This is a genomic window from Pseudarthrobacter sp. PH31-O2 (assembly GCF_030063265.1).
Lineage (GTDB): Bacteria > Actinomycetota > Actinomycetes > Actinomycetales > Micrococcaceae > Arthrobacter.
On record NZ_JASIST010000001.1, the window covers coordinates 595,920 to 610,424 of the forward strand.

15 protein-coding genes are annotated in these 14,505 nt (G+C 65.9%); 14 read left to right on the forward strand and 1 reads right to left on the reverse strand.

Features of this window, described 5'->3' with window-relative positions; genetic code table 11:
• Positions 1-15: 15 nt before the first annotated feature.
• The gene (locus tag QMG72_RS02700; RefSeq protein ID WP_282360601.1) at positions 16-663 is read right to left on the reverse strand and encodes an acVLRF1 family peptidyl-tRNA hydrolase; all 648 of its coding nucleotides are present in this window, start codon (positions 661-663) and stop codon (positions 16-18) included.
• 60 nt (positions 664-723) lie between these two features.
• Between QMG72_RS02700 and QMG72_RS02705 the strand changes: the two genes are divergently transcribed.
• The 14 genes from QMG72_RS02705 (at position 724) to nusB (ending at position 14,418) form a co-directional block, all read left to right on the forward strand.
• The gene (locus QMG72_RS02705) at positions 724-2,166 is read left to right on the forward strand and encodes a replication-associated recombination protein A (RefSeq protein WP_226775124.1); all 1,443 of its coding nucleotides are present in this window, start codon (positions 724-726) and stop codon (positions 2,164-2,166) included.
• A 191-nt stretch (positions 2,167-2,357) separates the two neighbouring features.
• Positions 2,358-2,984: a 30S ribosomal protein S4 gene (gene rpsD, locus QMG72_RS02710; protein ID WP_123254752.1), complete on the forward strand. Its 627-nt coding sequence runs from the start codon at positions 2,358-2,360 to the stop codon at positions 2,982-2,984.
• 145 nt (positions 2,985-3,129) lie between these two features.
• Positions 3,130-3,504, forward strand: coding sequence for a DUF948 domain-containing protein (locus QMG72_RS02715; protein WP_226775188.1), 375 nt, complete (start codon positions 3,130-3,132; stop codon positions 3,502-3,504).
• A gap of 19 nt (positions 3,505-3,523) precedes the next feature.
• Positions 3,524-3,790, forward strand: a complete 267-nt coding sequence (locus tag QMG72_RS02720; RefSeq protein ID WP_226775125.1) for a DUF6167 family protein — start codon at positions 3,524-3,526, stop codon at positions 3,788-3,790.
• Between the two features lie 150 nt (positions 3,791-3,940).
• On the forward strand, positions 3,941-6,619 hold the full coding sequence (alaS, locus tag QMG72_RS02725) for an alanine--tRNA ligase (protein WP_282360606.1): 2,679 nt from the start codon (positions 3,941-3,943) through the stop codon (positions 6,617-6,619).
• Between the two features lie 10 nt (positions 6,620-6,629).
• Positions 6,630-7,244, forward strand: a complete 615-nt coding sequence (gene ruvX, locus QMG72_RS02730) for a Holliday junction resolvase RuvX (RefSeq protein ID WP_282360607.1) — start codon at positions 6,630-6,632, stop codon at positions 7,242-7,244.
• Positions 7,225-8,916: an endolytic transglycosylase MltG gene (mltG, locus tag QMG72_RS02735; protein WP_282360608.1), complete on the forward strand. Its 1,692-nt coding sequence runs from the start codon at positions 7,225-7,227 to the stop codon at positions 8,914-8,916. Before ruvX ends, mltG begins: the two co-directional genes overlap by 20 nt.
• Positions 8,913-9,827, forward strand: coding sequence for a shikimate dehydrogenase family protein (locus QMG72_RS02740; protein WP_283479579.1), 915 nt, complete (start codon positions 8,913-8,915; stop codon positions 9,825-9,827). The genes mltG and QMG72_RS02740 overlap by 4 nt, the downstream gene beginning before the upstream one ends.
• 26 nt (positions 9,828-9,853) lie before the next feature.
• The gene (aroC, locus tag QMG72_RS02745) at positions 9,854-11,053 is read left to right on the forward strand and encodes a chorismate synthase (protein ID WP_226775130.1); all 1,200 of its coding nucleotides are present in this window, start codon (positions 9,854-9,856) and stop codon (positions 11,051-11,053) included.
• A gap of 11 nt (positions 11,054-11,064) precedes the next feature.
• On the forward strand, positions 11,065-11,658 hold the full coding sequence (locus QMG72_RS02750; RefSeq protein WP_283479581.1) for a shikimate kinase: 594 nt from the start codon (positions 11,065-11,067) through the stop codon (positions 11,656-11,658).
• On the forward strand, positions 11,655-12,746 hold the full coding sequence (gene aroB, locus QMG72_RS02755) for a 3-dehydroquinate synthase (RefSeq protein ID WP_226775132.1): 1,092 nt from the start codon (positions 11,655-11,657) through the stop codon (positions 12,744-12,746). The genes QMG72_RS02750 and aroB overlap by 4 nt, the downstream gene beginning before the upstream one ends.
• Entirely contained in the window at positions 12,746-13,264 is a 519-nt protein-coding gene (locus tag QMG72_RS02760; RefSeq protein ID WP_226775133.1) for a tetratricopeptide repeat protein, read from the forward strand. The genes aroB and QMG72_RS02760 overlap by 1 nt, the downstream gene beginning before the upstream one ends.
• Before the next feature lie 180 nt (positions 13,265-13,444).
• Positions 13,445-14,008: an elongation factor P gene (efp, locus tag QMG72_RS02765; protein ID WP_226775134.1), complete on the forward strand. Its 564-nt coding sequence runs from the start codon at positions 13,445-13,447 to the stop codon at positions 14,006-14,008.
• Entirely contained in the window at positions 14,008-14,418 is a 411-nt protein-coding gene (nusB, locus tag QMG72_RS02770; RefSeq protein ID WP_024368581.1) for a transcription antitermination factor NusB, read from the forward strand. The genes efp and nusB overlap by 1 nt, the downstream gene beginning before the upstream one ends.
• Positions 14,419-14,505: the final 87 nt, after the last annotated feature.

The following is a 14,505-nucleotide window of genomic DNA, read 5'->3' on the forward strand; positions in this document are numbered from 1 at the left end:
GTACCCGGCGACTGTTTACAGCGGCGGGTCCGTGACGATGATCCGCACGGCACACAGCTCGGCGGCTGCCTTCTTCAGGACGGCAGCCCGCGGGTCCGGGACGTCCAGGAATGCCAGCCTTGGCCGCGGGGCATACTGCTTCAGCACCGGTTCGGCCAGGACCTGCTCGGCCAGGGTCCGGTCCCCGCCGGGAGCCACGTAATCGATCCGGTGATCCGCAAAAATACGGGCGGCATGGTTTGCCACGGCCTCCACCAGGGCGTCGGCCTGGTTCGCCCGCCGCCGGGCGAAACGCTGCTGGGACCAGCCTCCCGCAGCGGTACGGGACTGGACGTGGCGGGTGCCGGTCTTGGAAGCGAGGACGGCGGCGCCGCTGACCACTGCCACGGAGTAGCCGCCACGGCGGACCAGCACCGCCCCGATGCTGCGCTGCTGCGATGCCAGGGAGGCGAGCCGGGCAACGGCGTCGCCGCCGCTGCCGGGGCGGCCGTCCGCCGGCCATGGCGCCTGCAGCAATGCTACGGCGCCGTCAGCGGCGCGCAGTTGCAGGCCGGCGTCGAGCTCCTCCTCGGCGAGGACGCCATGGCTGGCCGCGAACCGCTCCACCCAGCCCGGCAGCCGATCGCCGGAGACAAACGCCATGCGGGTTTCGGTGCTGGCCATGGCGCGGGTCTCCGTTGTGGGGGTGTCGGTGCGGGCGGGAACTAGAAGTAGCCTATCTATGTGGAAGATCTCTTTGGCGCAGGACGGGACGGCGGCGCCGCTGTCGAGGATGATAACGACGCGGAGGACGCCGTTGACGGTGGTCCGGCCCGTCGCGCTGCCTCCCCGCGCAGCCCGCTGGCCGTCCGAATGCGTCCGCGGACGCTCGATGATGTGGTGGGCCAGCAGCACCTGCTGGGACAGGGTTCGCCGCTGCGCCAGCTGGCCGCCGGAACGGATGCCACCGGCCCCGCGGGTCCCAGTTCCCTGATTCTCTGGGGCCCGCCCGGCACGGGGAAGACCACACTCGCGCACGTCATCGCTAAAGGTCCCGGCCGGAAGTTCGTTGAGCTCTCCGCCATCACCGCCGGGGTCAAGGACGTCCGCCGCGTTATGGAGGAAGCTCTCACCGCCCGGGACCTTTTCAAGACCACCACAGTGCTGTTCCTGGACGAGATCCACCGCTTCAACAAGGCCCAGCAGGATGCCCTGCTGCCCGGCGTCGAGAACCGCTGGGTAGTCCTGGTTGCCGCGACCACCGAAAACCCCTCCTTTTCCGTCGTCTCCCCGTTGCTGTCCCGGTCCCTGCTACTGACACTTAAGCCGCTGACCGACGCCGACGTGGAGGGATTGCTGCTGCGGGCAGCGGCGGACCCCCGTGGACTCGGCGGCAAAGTGGAACTCACCGATGCGGCCCGGGGCCATCTCGTGAGGCTCTCCGGCGGGGACGCCCGCCGGGCACTGACCGCACTGGAGGCGGCGGCCGGCGTCGCATACGGGGATGCTGACGACGCCGACACGATCGCCGGGACGGCCGGGCCGGCCCCGGTGCAGATCGAGCTGAAGCACACGGAACGGGCCCTCGACGTCGCATCCGTACGCTATGACCGGGCCGGCGACCAGCACTACGACGTCGCGAGCGCATTCATCAAGTCCATCCGGGGTTCCGACGTCGACGCCGCCCTGCACTACCTCGCCCGGATGCTCGAGGCGGGGGAGGACCCGCGGTTCGTAGCCCGGCGCATTGTCATCTCCGCAGCCGAAGACGTTGGCATGGCCGACCCGACGGCGCTGCAGACCGCCGTCGCCGCCGCCCAGGCCGTGCAGCTGATCGGCATGCCCGAAGGCCGCATCATCCTCGCCGAAGCCGTGGTCCACCTCGCCACAGCACCGAAATCCAACGCCGCCTATCTGGGAATCAACCAGGCGATCGCCGACGTCCGCGCCGGTCTCGGCAACGGCATCCCGGCGCATCTGCGCGACGCCCACTACCCGGGATCCAAGCAACTGGGCCACGGCCAGGGCTACAAATATGCCCACGATGCCCCGCATTCGGTCGCTACCCAGCAGTACCCGCCGGACGACCTCGTCGGCCGTAACTACTACGAACCGACCGGCAACGGCGCCGAACGGGACATTTCCACCCGGCTTGAGCGGCTCCGCAGGATCATCCGGGGCAAGTGATCGCCGGTCCCGGCGTGGTAAAGTAGGTCGTTGTCTGGCAAGGCACAGACGCACAATCCACTTGATACCGGCATTTTATGCTGTTCAAACGGGTTTGCCCCGTGCCCAGTAGCAAAAGGCAGCGGTTGGCCGATGCTCTCCATCGTGGAGGCCAGTAACACTGACACACCGCAGATATTGGAAGGACACAAGTGGCTAACAACACTCGTGCTCGCCGTACAGCACGCCTCTCGCGTGCACTCGGCATTGCTCTGACCCCCAAGGCCGCCAAGTACATGGAGCGCCGCCCGTACGGCCCCGGTGAGCATGGCCGTGCCCGCAAGAAGCAGGACTCCGACTACGCCGTACGTCTGCGCGAAAAGCAGCGTCTGCGCGCCCAGTACGGCATCCGCGAAGCCCAGATGACCCGCGCCTTCGAAGAAGCCCGCCGGACCAAGGGCCTGACCGGCGAGAACCTGATCGAACTGCTCGAAATGCGTCTTGACGCCCTCGTGCTGCGCGCAGGATTCGCCCGCACCATCGCTTCGGCCCGCCAGCTTGTTGTGCACCGCCACATCATGGTTGACGGCATCCGCGTTGACCGTCCGTCGTTCCGCGTCGGCGAGGGCCAGCTGGTCCACGTCCACAGCCGCAGCGAGACCATGGCTCCGTTCCAGGTTGCAGCAGCCGGTGCGCACCGCGATGTTCTGCCCATGGTTCCTGCCTACCTGGACGTCAAGCTTGACGCCCTGCAGGCACGCCTGGTCCGTCGCCCCAAGCGCTCCGAGGTCCCCGTGACCTGCGAAGAGCAGCTCGTTGTGGAATTCTACGCACGCTAGATTCACCGCGACACCTTACAAAGAAGCCCGTGGCAAGCGCCACGGGCTTTTTTGTATGTAAGGTACTTGGGGGAGTTCTGCGGTTGCCGGCTGTTTGGGCCGGCGGCGCCCGCAGAGACACTACGCAACAAGGAGATGAATGACTATGACTGGTGGCGATATTGCCGGCCTCATCGCGGCCGGAGTGTTTGCACTGCTGGTCCTGCTGCTTGCCGTGCCGATTTTAAAGCTTGGGGGAGTGTTCGATGAGGTGCGGACCTCCATCCGTTCGATCAGCGACGGCGCCACGCCGCTGATGGACGAAGTCACGGCGACTGTTTCCACCACCAACGAACAGCTCAAAAAGGTCGACGGTATCGCGAACAACGTCTCCGACGCTTCGGCGAACATCTCGGCGCTGTCCTCGCTGGTGGCCGCCACCGTCGGTTCGCCGCTGATCAAGGTCGCCTCCTTCAGCTATGGTGTGCGCGCGGCGTTCACCGCCCGCAAAAAGCCCGCCACCGGCCGCCGCAGCCGCTAACCCAGCTGGAGAACCTGACATGAACAGAATCATCTGGATGGGAATCGGCGTCGCCATTGGCGTCATCGCCTTCCGCAAGATCACCGAAGCGCAATCCAACCTGGGCCCCGAAGGACTCAACCGGGCCGTGGGGCGCGTCGCCGACGGTCTGTACGACTTCGCCGATGCCGTCCGCGAGGGCATGAATGAGCGTGAGACCGAACTGCGCCGAGCGCTCGGCATTGACGCGGGCCTGGACCAGACCATTGCCCACGGCGCAGCCGGCCGGGATGCAGTCCGGCGCTAGCCGGGAGAGAATATCAGAACAGCGGCGTCCGGAAAACGGACCGCCGGCACGGCCTATGGCCGGGACCAGACCGTTCCGCGGACCATACGCGGGGACCACAAACGCAGTGACCACAAACGCAGTGAACAGTGAAGGGTACGTAATCAGCTCATGAAGTCGCAGGAGATCACTAAGCGCTGGATCGACTTTTTTGTCAAAAAGGGCCACACCGCGGTGCCCTCCGCTTCCTTGGTCTCCAGCGACCCGTCCCTGCTGTTCACCGTCGCCGGCATGGTCCCGTTTATCCCGTACCTGACGGCCCGGGAGGAAGCGCCGTACGAGCGTGCCACGAGCGTGCAAAAGTGCATCCGGACCGGCGACATCGAGGAAGTCGGCAAGACCGCCCGCCACGGAACGTTCTTCCAGATGTGCGGGAACTTCTCCTTCGGCGACTACTTCAAGGAAGACGCCATCAAGTTCGCCTGGGAACTGCTCACCTCGAGCGTTGACGACGGCGGGTACGGGCTCCCGCCCGAGCGGCTGTGGGTCACTGTCTACGAAGAGGACGATGAGGCCGAGCAGCTCTGGCTCCGGAACACGGGCATGCCTGCCGCGCGGATCCAGCGGATGGGCAAGGCGGACAACTACTGGTCCACCGGCCAGCCCGGTCCCGCCGGCCCCTGCTCCGAGATCTACTATGACCGTGGCCCCTCCTACGGCGTCGAGGGCGGCCCGATCGCGGACGAGAACCGCTACGTTGAAATCTGGAACCTGGTGTTTATGCAGTACCAGATCGACAACGTCCGCTCCAAGGTGGACTTCGATATCACCGGCGAACTCCCGAAAAAGAACATCGACACCGGCCTGGGCATGGAGCGGCTGGCGATGATCCTGCAGGACGTCGAAAACATGTACGAGACGGACCAGGTCCGCCCGGTGATCGACAGGGCCGCGGCCCTCTCCGGCCGGGAATACACCTCCGCCGAGTCCGCGGCCGACCCGCATCACACCGACGACGTCCGGATGCGTGTCGTCGCCGACCACATCCGATCCTCCCTGATGTTGATCGCCGACGGCGTGACCCCCTCCAACGAGGGCCGCGGCTACGTGCTGCGCCGCCTGATCCGGCGGGCCGTGCGCTCGATGCGCCTGCTCGGCGTCGAAAAAGCGTGCCTGCCGGAGCTGCTGCCCGCTTCCCGGGACGCCATGAAGGGCGTCTACCCCATCGTCGAGACGGACTTCGACCGGATCAGCCGGATCGCCTACGCGGAGGAGAAGGCGTTCCTGCGCACCATCGCCTCCGGCACGGCCCGGCTGGAGGACGCCGTCAAGGAGTCACAGGCCGCCGGGCGTCCGCTGTCCGGCCCCGATGCCTTCGCCCTGCATGATACTTACGGTTTCCCGATCGACCTGACCCTTGAGATGGCCGAAGAGGCCGGGCTCAAGGTCGACGAGCCGGAGTTCCGCAAGCTGATGCTCGAACAGCGCCAGCGCGCGCAGGCCGACGCGAAGGGCAAAAAGGGTTCCCACGCTGACCTCAGCGCCTTCCAGGAGCTGCTGTCCGCCGGAGAGACTGTTTTCACCGGCTACACCGAACTCGCGGGGGAATCGAAGGTACGCGGCATCCTTGCCGGCGGCCGCAAGGTTTCCCAAGCCTCCACCGGCGAGGAAATCGAGCTGGTCCTCGCCCAGACCCCGTTCTACGCCGAAGCCGGCGGCCAGGCCGCAGACACCGGACTGATCACCGGGGACGGTTTTGTCGTCGAGGTTCTGGACGTCCAGCGCCCGATCAAGGGGCTGAGTGTGCACAAGGCAATTGTCCGAGAGGGCGAAATTGGAGCGGACTCCCTCGTCCAGGCGGCCGTGGACCGGGAACGCCGGCATGCCGCCGAGCAGGCCCACACCGGAACCCACATCGTGCACGCCGCCCTCCACCAGATCCTCGGCCCGGAAGCACTCCAGCGCGGCTCCTTCAACAAGGCAGGCTACCTGCGCTTCGACTTCGCCTGGGGCGAAGGCCTCAGCCCGGCCACGCGCTCCGAAATTGAAGAAGTTTCCAACATCGCCATCCGCAACAACTACCGGGTGGACACCAAAGTGATGGGACTGGCCGAGGCCAAGGCCCTCGGTGCCATGGCACTCTTCGGCGAAAATTACGGCAACGAGGTCCGTGTTGTGGAGATCGACGGTGCCTGGTCCCGTGAACTCTGTGGCGGCACCCATGTTGCGAACACCTCGCTGATCGGCAGCCTGTCACTGCTCGGGGAACAGTCTGTCGGCTCGGGAAACCGCCGCGTCGAGGCCTTCGTCGGAATGGACGCCTTCCGGCACCTCGCTGCCGAACGCGCGCTGGTCACCGAACTCACCGACATGCTTAAGGTGCCGTCGGGACTGCTCGCGGACCGGATCGCCGCCACCCTGGCCAAACTCAAGACCGCCGAAAAGGAACTCGAGCGGTTGCGCAAGGAGCAGCTCACAGCTGCCGCCGGCCAGCTGGTGGGTACCGCCAGGGATGCCGCCGGCATCAAGGTCATCGCGCACGACGCCGGCCAGGTCAGCGGTGCGGACGACCTCCGCGGCCTGGCCCTGGATTTGCGGACCCGGCTCGGTTCCGATCCGGCCGCCGTCGCGGTTGCCGGTGTCAGTAATGACCGTCCGGTGATCCTGATCGCGACCAACGATGCCGCCCGGGCGGCAGGGGTCAAGGCTGGGGTCCTGGTGCGGCTCGCCGCGGGAATCCTCGGCGGCGGCGGCGGCGGCAAGGACGACGTCGCCCAGGGCGGCGGCACGGACGCCGGCAAGGTCGGCGCGGCCCTCGCCGCCGTCGTGGACGCCATCACCGGACGATAGTGGAAAGGCCGTGAACGAAACTGCTGTGCCCGGCGGCTACCCAATCGGCGTAAAGCTCGGGGTAGACGTCGGGACCGTCCGGGTTGGTGTGGCTGTCTGTGACCGTGACGGCATCCTGGCCACGCCGTTGCGCACCCTGGAACGGAACGCGAAGAAGAATACGGACGTGCGGATCCTGGCGGAACTGGCCCTGGAACTCGCCGTTGTGGAGATCTTTGTCGGCCTGCCGAGGACCATGAAGGGTGAGGAGCACGCCTCCGCCCGGATGGCGACTGACTATGCAAAGCTACTGGCGGGTAAACTGGGGGAGTCAGGTTCCGGGGTGCCGGTTCGGCTGGTGGACGAGCGGCTGAGCACAGTATCTGCGCACCGGCACCTGCACGAAGCTGGCATGAGCAGCCGGGATCACCGTAAGGTAGTTGATCAGGTTGCGGCCGCAGGTATCCTGCAACACGCGATCGATATGCAAAAGGCCAGGGGGACGGAGGTCGGAAGCCGCGTATACGCGGAGTCCGCGCCGGGGCCGACCGGGGATGGTCCACAGGCCAGTCCGGCACAAGACGAGCATTCTGCACTACGCATTCTGCCCAAAATGGAAGGCTACAGTGAGCCCGGTCAACAGTGACGACTCCTCCGGTGCTGCCTTCGGCACCGGCCGACCGCTGACACGCAGGGAGCTGAGGGCCCAGGAGAAGGTCCAGGCGCCCGAGGGGCACAACGTCGTCCCGCCGCAGGCGTTCGAAACCGGCGAGGAAACCCCTGCGGCAGCACCCGGCGCCGACAACCGATCCGTCCCCGAAACCGGCGACGACGCGGTAGGTAATCGCGGGCCGAGCCAGGCGGACGAGGCGCCGGAGCCGCCGGCCGCAGCCCCGACCGTCCACGAACTGCCCGTGGATCCGGAGGTTCCAGAGGTTCCCGTGGACCATGTCCATCCCGTGGATCCAGAGGTTCCAGAGGTTCCCGTGGAGCATGTCCATCCCGTGGATCCGGAGGTTCCAGTACACGAGTACGCCGGGACTGTGGCAGATGCGGACACCGTCTTCCATGATTCCGACCTTCATCCCGGCGACGAACCGCACCCGGACGGGGTGACCCAGGACGGCCACCCCGACGCGTACACGTACAACGACGACCATCACCACGAGGACCATCACCACGAGGACCATCACCACGAGGAAGACGGCCACATTGTGTTGGCCGGAGGAGCCGCCATCCGCACGTCCAAGGGTCCGTCCAAGAAGGTCCGCCGCCGGCGCCGCTTCCTTGCCTTGCTCCTGACCCTGGCTGTTTTTGTGGTGGCGATTGCTGTGGGCGCGCAGTTCCTGAAGCCGCTTCTGGGCGCGGACACCGTGGCTGATTACCCGGGGCCCGGAACCGGTGAGGTCATGATTACCGTGCCGCCGGGCGCCGGACCCAAGTCCGTAGCGACCGAGCTGCAGGACAAGAAGGTCGTGGCGAACGCCGACAGTTTCCTGCGCGACTTTGTGGCCTCCGGCGGTGCGCTGGCCCCGGGCGACTTCAGCATGCGCAACGAAATGAAGAACTCGGACGCCGTCGCTGTCCTGCTGAACAAGGACCAAAGCAAGGTCATGTACTTTGCGCTCAGCGCCGGGCTCCGCATCGGTGACTCCCTCCAAGCCATCTCCGAAGGTACCGGAGTGCCGGTATCCGAGCTCAAGGCACTCAACGCATCGCCAGCCCAGTTCGGGGTGCCGGCCAGGGCTAAGACCCTTGAAGGTTTCCTCGCCCCGGGCGAATACCGGTTCCCGATCGGCACCCCGGCCAAGGATGTGGTGCAAAAGCTCGTGACCACCACCCTGGATGAGCTCACGTCCCAAGGCGTCACCGATCCGGCCAAGCAGTACGACGTTGTGACAGTCGCCAGCATTGTCCAGGCCGAGGGCGGCCAGGCCGAATACGGCGATGTGGCAGGCGCGATCTATAACCGCCTCAAGCCAAATAACACGGAGACTAACGGGCTGATCCAGTCGGACGCCACCGTAACCTACGGCCTCGGCATCAAAAGTTTCCACATCGACGAGGACCAGAAGGCGGACAAGTCCAACCCGTATAACACCTACGCCAACCAGGGCCTGCCGGTCGGACCCATCGGATCGCCGGGCCGAACGGCGATTGACGCTGCGGCAAAGCCCAAGACCAACGATTACCTCTACTGGGTGACCATCAACCTGGACACCAAGGAGACACGCTTCTCCAAGACGCTCGCGGAGCACAACACCTACGTGGCCAAATACAACGCTTGGTGTGAGGCAAACGCCGGACGCTGCGTATGACCGGCAGGGCTGCCGTGCTTGGGCACCCGATCAGCCATTCGAAGTCTCCGGCCCTGCACCGGGCCGCCTACGCCCGCCTGGGTGTGGAGCTGGACTATTCGGCGATCGATGTGACCGAAGCCGGGCTGCCGGCCTTTATGGCCCGGGTCAGGAAGGACGTGCAGCTGGGGCCGAGCTGGCACGGGCTGTCCGTCACCATGCCGCTGAAGTCAGCCATGGTCGGCGAAGTGGATGAGGTTCGAGGCGTGGCCCGCGAGCTCGGGGTGGTGAACACGGTCGCGTTCGAACGGCCGGCCGCGGGAACGGGCGCCGCTCCCGTCCGTTTGGTCGGCTACAACACCGACGTCGCCGGAATCGTAAACGCACTCCGCCATGCAGGTGCCGCCTCGGCGCCCGCTGCCGCCGTCCTGGGCGGCGGTGGAACCGCAGCCGCTGCCATCGCAGCGCTGAAGGAGCTGGACGCGCCAGCAGCCGACATTTTCGTCCGCGACATCACCCGCGCGCGGGAGGCACGCGCGGCAGCTGCGGCACTTGGCCTGCCCGTGCGGGTCCGGCCCCTGGAGGGCGCGTCTGCCGCCCTGGCCCGGGCCGACGTCGTGATTTCCACGCTGCCCCCGCGGGCCGCCGATCCGCTGGCCGAGGAGTTGGCACGGTTGTTCGCGCAAGGGGCCGGAGGGCCGGCCGGAGAGGTCCGCCCGGGTGTGTTGCTGGACGTCGCATATGAACCCTGGCCCAGCCGGATCGCTGCCGCCTGGCTGAAGGCCGGCGGTGTGGTGGTTCCCGGCCTGGAAATGCTGATCTACCAGGCCGTGGAACAGGTCCGGCATTTCACCGGCCTGCACGAGGCAGTCCCGGCGGAAGTCATAGATGTGATGTGTGACGCAGTCGGGGCACCCCGACGGGTGTTCTAACCGCCTTACATGGCAGGATGGATTTTATGTTGCGTTGGTTGACTGCCGGAGAATCCCATGGGCCGGCCCTGGTCGGAATTATTGAAGGCGTACCCGCCGGTGTGGAGCTCACCAGCGAACGGATCGCTGATTCGCTGGCCCGGCGCCGGCTGGGCTACGGCCGTGGCGCACGGATGAAGTTCGAGCAGGACGTTGTGACAATCCTCGGCGGCGTCCGCCATGGCATCACCCAAGGTGGTCCCGTCGCCATCCAGATCGGCAACACCGAGTGGCCCAAATGGGAGCAGATCATGTCTGCTGACCCCGTGGACCCGGAAATCCTGGCCGACCAGGCCCGCAATGCGCCGCTGACCCGTCCGCGGCCCGGGCACGCGGACTTCACCGGTATGCAGAAGTACGGCTTTGACGAGGCGCGGCCCGTGCTGGAGCGCGCCAGTGCCCGCGAAACGGCTACGCGCGTCGCCCTGGGCGCCGTCGCCTCCGGATTCCTCAAGCAGCTCGGCATCGAACTTGTCTCCCACACCGTGTCGATCGCCACGACGGCCGTGCCGGAAGGGCGGCCGCTCCCGGTCCCGGAGAACGTGCTGGCACTCGACGCCGATCCGCTGCGCTGCTTCGACCGCGAAACCTCCGACGCCATGGTCGCCGAGGTCGACATCGCACACAAGGAAGGCGAAACGCTCGGCGGTATCGTCGAGGTCCTCGCTTACGGGCTTCCGCCGGGACTTGGCAGCTACGTCCATTGGGACCGCCGCCTCGATTCACGGCTGGCGGCAGCCCTGATGGGCATCCAGGCCATCAAGGGCGTTGAAGTCGGTGACGGCTTCCTCACCGCGTCACGCCGCGGCTCGGCTGCCCACGACGAGATTGTTAAGGACGCCGACGGCAGGATCGTGCGCACCTCAAACCGCGCCGGCGGCATTGAAGGCGGAATGAGCATCGGCGACGTGCTGCGGGTGCGCGCCGCGATGAAGCCCATCGCCACGGTGCCCCGAGCCCTCAGGACCGTCGATGTGAGTACTGGCGAGGCCGCCAGGGCCCATCACCAGCGCTCCGACGTCTGTGCGGTTCCCGCAGCGGGCGTCGTCGCCGAAGCCATGGTCGCGCTTGTCCTGGCCGAGGCGGTTGTGGAAAAGTTCGGCGGCGACTCCGTGCAGGAAACCGCCCGAAACATCAAGGGTTACCTGGACAACATTCCGGCGTCCCTGGACTCGATCGGCCGATAGTGCCGGCCGAAATGCCGGCATGGCCGGCCAGGAATGCTGCCCGGCCCATCGTCTTGATCGGGCCGATGGCAGTCGGCAAATCAGCCATCGGATACCAGCTCGCCCAGCAGTTGGGGGCCACGTTTGTGGACACTGACGTCACAATCGTTGCCAACCACGGCTCCATCGCAGAGATCTTCGCCAGCCGCGGCGAGCATGTGTTCCGCGAACTGGAAGCCAGGGCCGTCGCCCGGGCCCTGGAAGACGCGCAAGGCAGGAATACGGTAGTCTCGCTTGGCGGCGGGGCAGTCCTGGACTCCGGTACCCAGCAACTGCTGGGGCACTGCACAGTGGTCTACCTCGAGTGTGACGCCGGCACAGTGGTTGACCGGATCGCCAGGAATTCCGGCCGGCCCTTACTGGCCGGAGATGCCATGGAACGCTGGAAGGCATTGTTCGCCACCCGCCGGCCGGTCTACGAACGGCTGGCTGACCTGGTCTTCGATGTGCGCAACGGAACCGTTGCGGACATCGCACACCGGCTTGAAGATGCGCTGCGCGCGTATGGCGCGGCGGGAACCGCTGGTGTACCCGCACCAGCGGCGACAAAGGAAGTTGAAAAGTGAACACCGAATCAACCGTCATCAAGGTCACCGGGCAGACGCCCGGTGAGAACTACGACGTCGTGGTGGGCCGCGGCCTGCTGGCCAGCCTGCCCGGACTGCTGGGGGAACGGGTCAAACGGGTCCTTGTTATCCACCCGCGCGCCCTGCGCCTCACCGGTGACACCGTCAGGGAAGAGCTCTCGTCGGCGGGCTTCACGGCACTCACCGCCGAAATTCCCGATGCTGAAGAAGGCAAACACATCGAGGTGGCCTCTTTCTGCTGGCAGGTGCTGGGCCAGAACGACTTCACCCGATCGGATGCCGTCGTTGCTGTTGGCGGCGGGGCCGTGACCGACCTTGCCGGCTTTGTCGCCGCGACCTGGCTTCGCGGTGTCAAAGTCATCCACATGCCCACGAGCCTGCTCGGTATGGTCGACGCGGCCGTCGGCGGCAAAACCGGCATCAACACCGCCGAAGGCAAGAACCTCGTTGGTGCCTTCCACCCGCCGGCCGCTGTTCTCGCGGATCTCGATACCCTGGACACACTGCCGAAAAACGAGATTATTTCCGGCCTGGCCGAGGTCATCAAATGCGGCTTCATCGCGGACCCGGCCATCCTCGAACTGATCGAGAAAGACCCCGCGGCAGTCACCGAGCCCCGCGGTGACGCGTTGCGGGAACTGATTGAACGCGCCGTCACGGTGAAGGCCACGGTCGTCTCCGCGGACCTCAAAGAAACCGGCCAGCGCGAAATCCTCAACTACGGCCACACCCTGGGCCACGCGATCGAGCTCGCCGAACGCTACTCCTGGCGCCACGGCGCCGCCGTCTCGGTCGGGATGATGTTCGCTGCGGAACTGGCCCGCAGCGTGGGGCGCCTCAGCGACGCCAGCGCCGACCGGCACCGCAGCATCCTGGAAAGCCTCGGTCTGCCCGTGACCTACCGGCGCGACCGCTGGCAGGCGCTGCTCGACGGAATGCGGCGGGACAAAAAGTCCCGCGGTGACCTGCTGCGCTTTGTGGTGCTCGACGGCGTAGCACGCCCCGGTATCCTCGACGTCCCGGACACCTCGCTGCTGTTCGCCGCGTACCAGGAGATTGCCTCCTGATGGCATTCCTCCCAGGCGGTACCAGCGACTGGCCCGCTGCAGGGTTCCCCGGGATCAAGATCAACCCGGACAGCCTGGTCCCGCAAATCGTCAATGAGGATGCCGTCGCCGAAGCGCTTGCAGCATCGACGGACCCGGGGGACCTGATCTTTGTGCGTCTGGTCGAAGGGCACCCGGCCGAGGCTGCAGAGTTGCTCGCCGAAGCCCGCTACAGTGACCCTGGCTCGTTGCGCCTGCGCATCTTCGAAGCCGACGTACTGCGGGTTTCCAACCGGCTTGACCGGGCCGTTGAGCTGTTTGATCAGCTGCTGGCGGAGACCCGCGGCACACCGGACGAGGCGGTCATCCGCCAGCACCTCGGACGGTCCCACTTTGCCAGCGGCAACGTCGGCGCCGCCGTCGAAAGCTTCGCCAAAGCGCTGGACCTGCGTGTGGCCGGGTCTGCCGACGCGGCACTGATCTACGCCTCCACGGTGGCTCTGCAACGCGCCCGGTACGTGCTGGATCTCGACTCTTGACGCGGGTCCGCGCGGGCCTGCGTGCAGCTTCCGGCCGCACCCGTCCGGCAGCGGGCAGACAAAACCGGTAGAATGGTTTTTGGATTTTTGATAAATACGCGCTGGCGGGCCATTTGGCATGCTTGCCTGGCATAACCGGCTGGCAGCTAGAAGCCGTCAGAAGAGAAACCAGAGGATACAGTGGCAACCACTAACGACATCAAGAACGGAACCGTCCTCAAACTTGAGGGCCAGCTCTGGAACATCATCGAGTTCCAGCACGTCAAACCCGGTAAGGGTGGCGCGTTCGTCCGCACAAAGATGCGCAACGTGATGTCCGGCAAGGTCGTGGACAAGACCTTCAACGCCGGACTGAAGATCGAGACCGCAACGGTAGACCGCCGTGACTACCAGTACCTGTACCAGGACGGCGCGGACTTCGTGTTTATGGACACGGCCGATTTCGACCAGCTCACCGTTTCGGGGGCAACCGTCGGGGACGCCACCAACTTTATGCTCGAGAACCAGAAGGTCAGCATTGCCATCCATGAGGGCAACCCGCTGTACATCGAGCTGCCGCCCAGCGTGGTACTGGAAATCACCTACACGGAACCGGGCCTTCAGGGCGACCGCTCCTCGGCCGGCACCAAGCCCGCCACCCTTGAGACCGGCTACGAGATCCAGGTGCCGTTGTTCGTCGAGAACAACACCAAGGTCAAAGTTGATACCCGTGACGGAAACTACCTCGGGCGGGTTAACGACTAGTGAGTGCCCGCGGTAAGGCCCGCAACCGGGCCCTGGATGTGCTCTTTGAGGCGGAACAACGTTCCGTGTCAGCGTTCGATGTGCTGAAGTCCCGGCGGGAGCAGACGGACCAGATCGTTAACCCGTACACCCTCGAAATCGTCGAGGGTGTGGTCTCCCACCAGGCTGCGATCGACGAATTCCTGGAAACCTATTCGCAGGGGTGGACGCTGGAACGTATGCCGTCCGTGGACCGCATCATCCTGCGGATCGGCACCTGGGAGCTGCTGTACAACGACGACGTGCCCGACGGCGTTGCCGTCAGCGAGGCCGTGGCCCTGGCCAAGACCCTCTCCACCGACGAGTCGCCGTCGTTTATCAACGGCCTGCTGGGCCGGCTGCAGCAGCTGAAGCCTTCGCTGCTCGCCTGACCCCGAAGCTCACAATAACCCCGTCCGGATCATCCCGGGCGGGGTTCTTTGGTGTTCTCCAGGCAGCCGGCGACGGCGTCCGGGAGG

What these genes read in the sequence shown, in the direction of transcription:
- aroC (WP_226775130.1), top strand. Translation starts at nt 9,854, where the DNA reads ATGTTGCGTTGGTTGACTGCCGGAGAATCCCATGGGCCGGCCCTGGTC.
- QMG72_RS02750 (WP_283479581.1), top strand. Translation starts at nt 11,065, where the DNA reads ATGCCGGCATGGCCGGCCAGGAATGCTGCCCGGCCCATCGTCTTGATC.
- QMG72_RS02720 (WP_226775125.1), top strand. Translation starts at nt 3,524, where the DNA reads ATGAACAGAATCATCTGGATGGGAATCGGCGTCGCCATTGGCGTCATC.
- alaS (WP_282360606.1), top strand. Translation starts at nt 3,941, where the DNA reads ATGAAGTCGCAGGAGATCACTAAGCGCTGGATCGACTTTTTTGTCAAA.
- QMG72_RS02700 (WP_282360601.1), bottom strand. Translation starts at nt 663, where the DNA reads ATGGCCAGCACCGAAACCCGCATGGCGTTTGTCTCCGGCGATCGGCTG.
- QMG72_RS02760 (WP_226775133.1), top strand. Translation starts at nt 12,746, where the DNA reads ATGGCATTCCTCCCAGGCGGTACCAGCGACTGGCCCGCTGCAGGGTTC.
- QMG72_RS02740 (WP_283479579.1), top strand. Translation starts at nt 8,913, where the DNA reads ATGACCGGCAGGGCTGCCGTGCTTGGGCACCCGATCAGCCATTCGAAG.
- QMG72_RS02715 (WP_226775188.1), top strand. Translation starts at nt 3,130, where the DNA reads ATGACTGGTGGCGATATTGCCGGCCTCATCGCGGCCGGAGTGTTTGCA.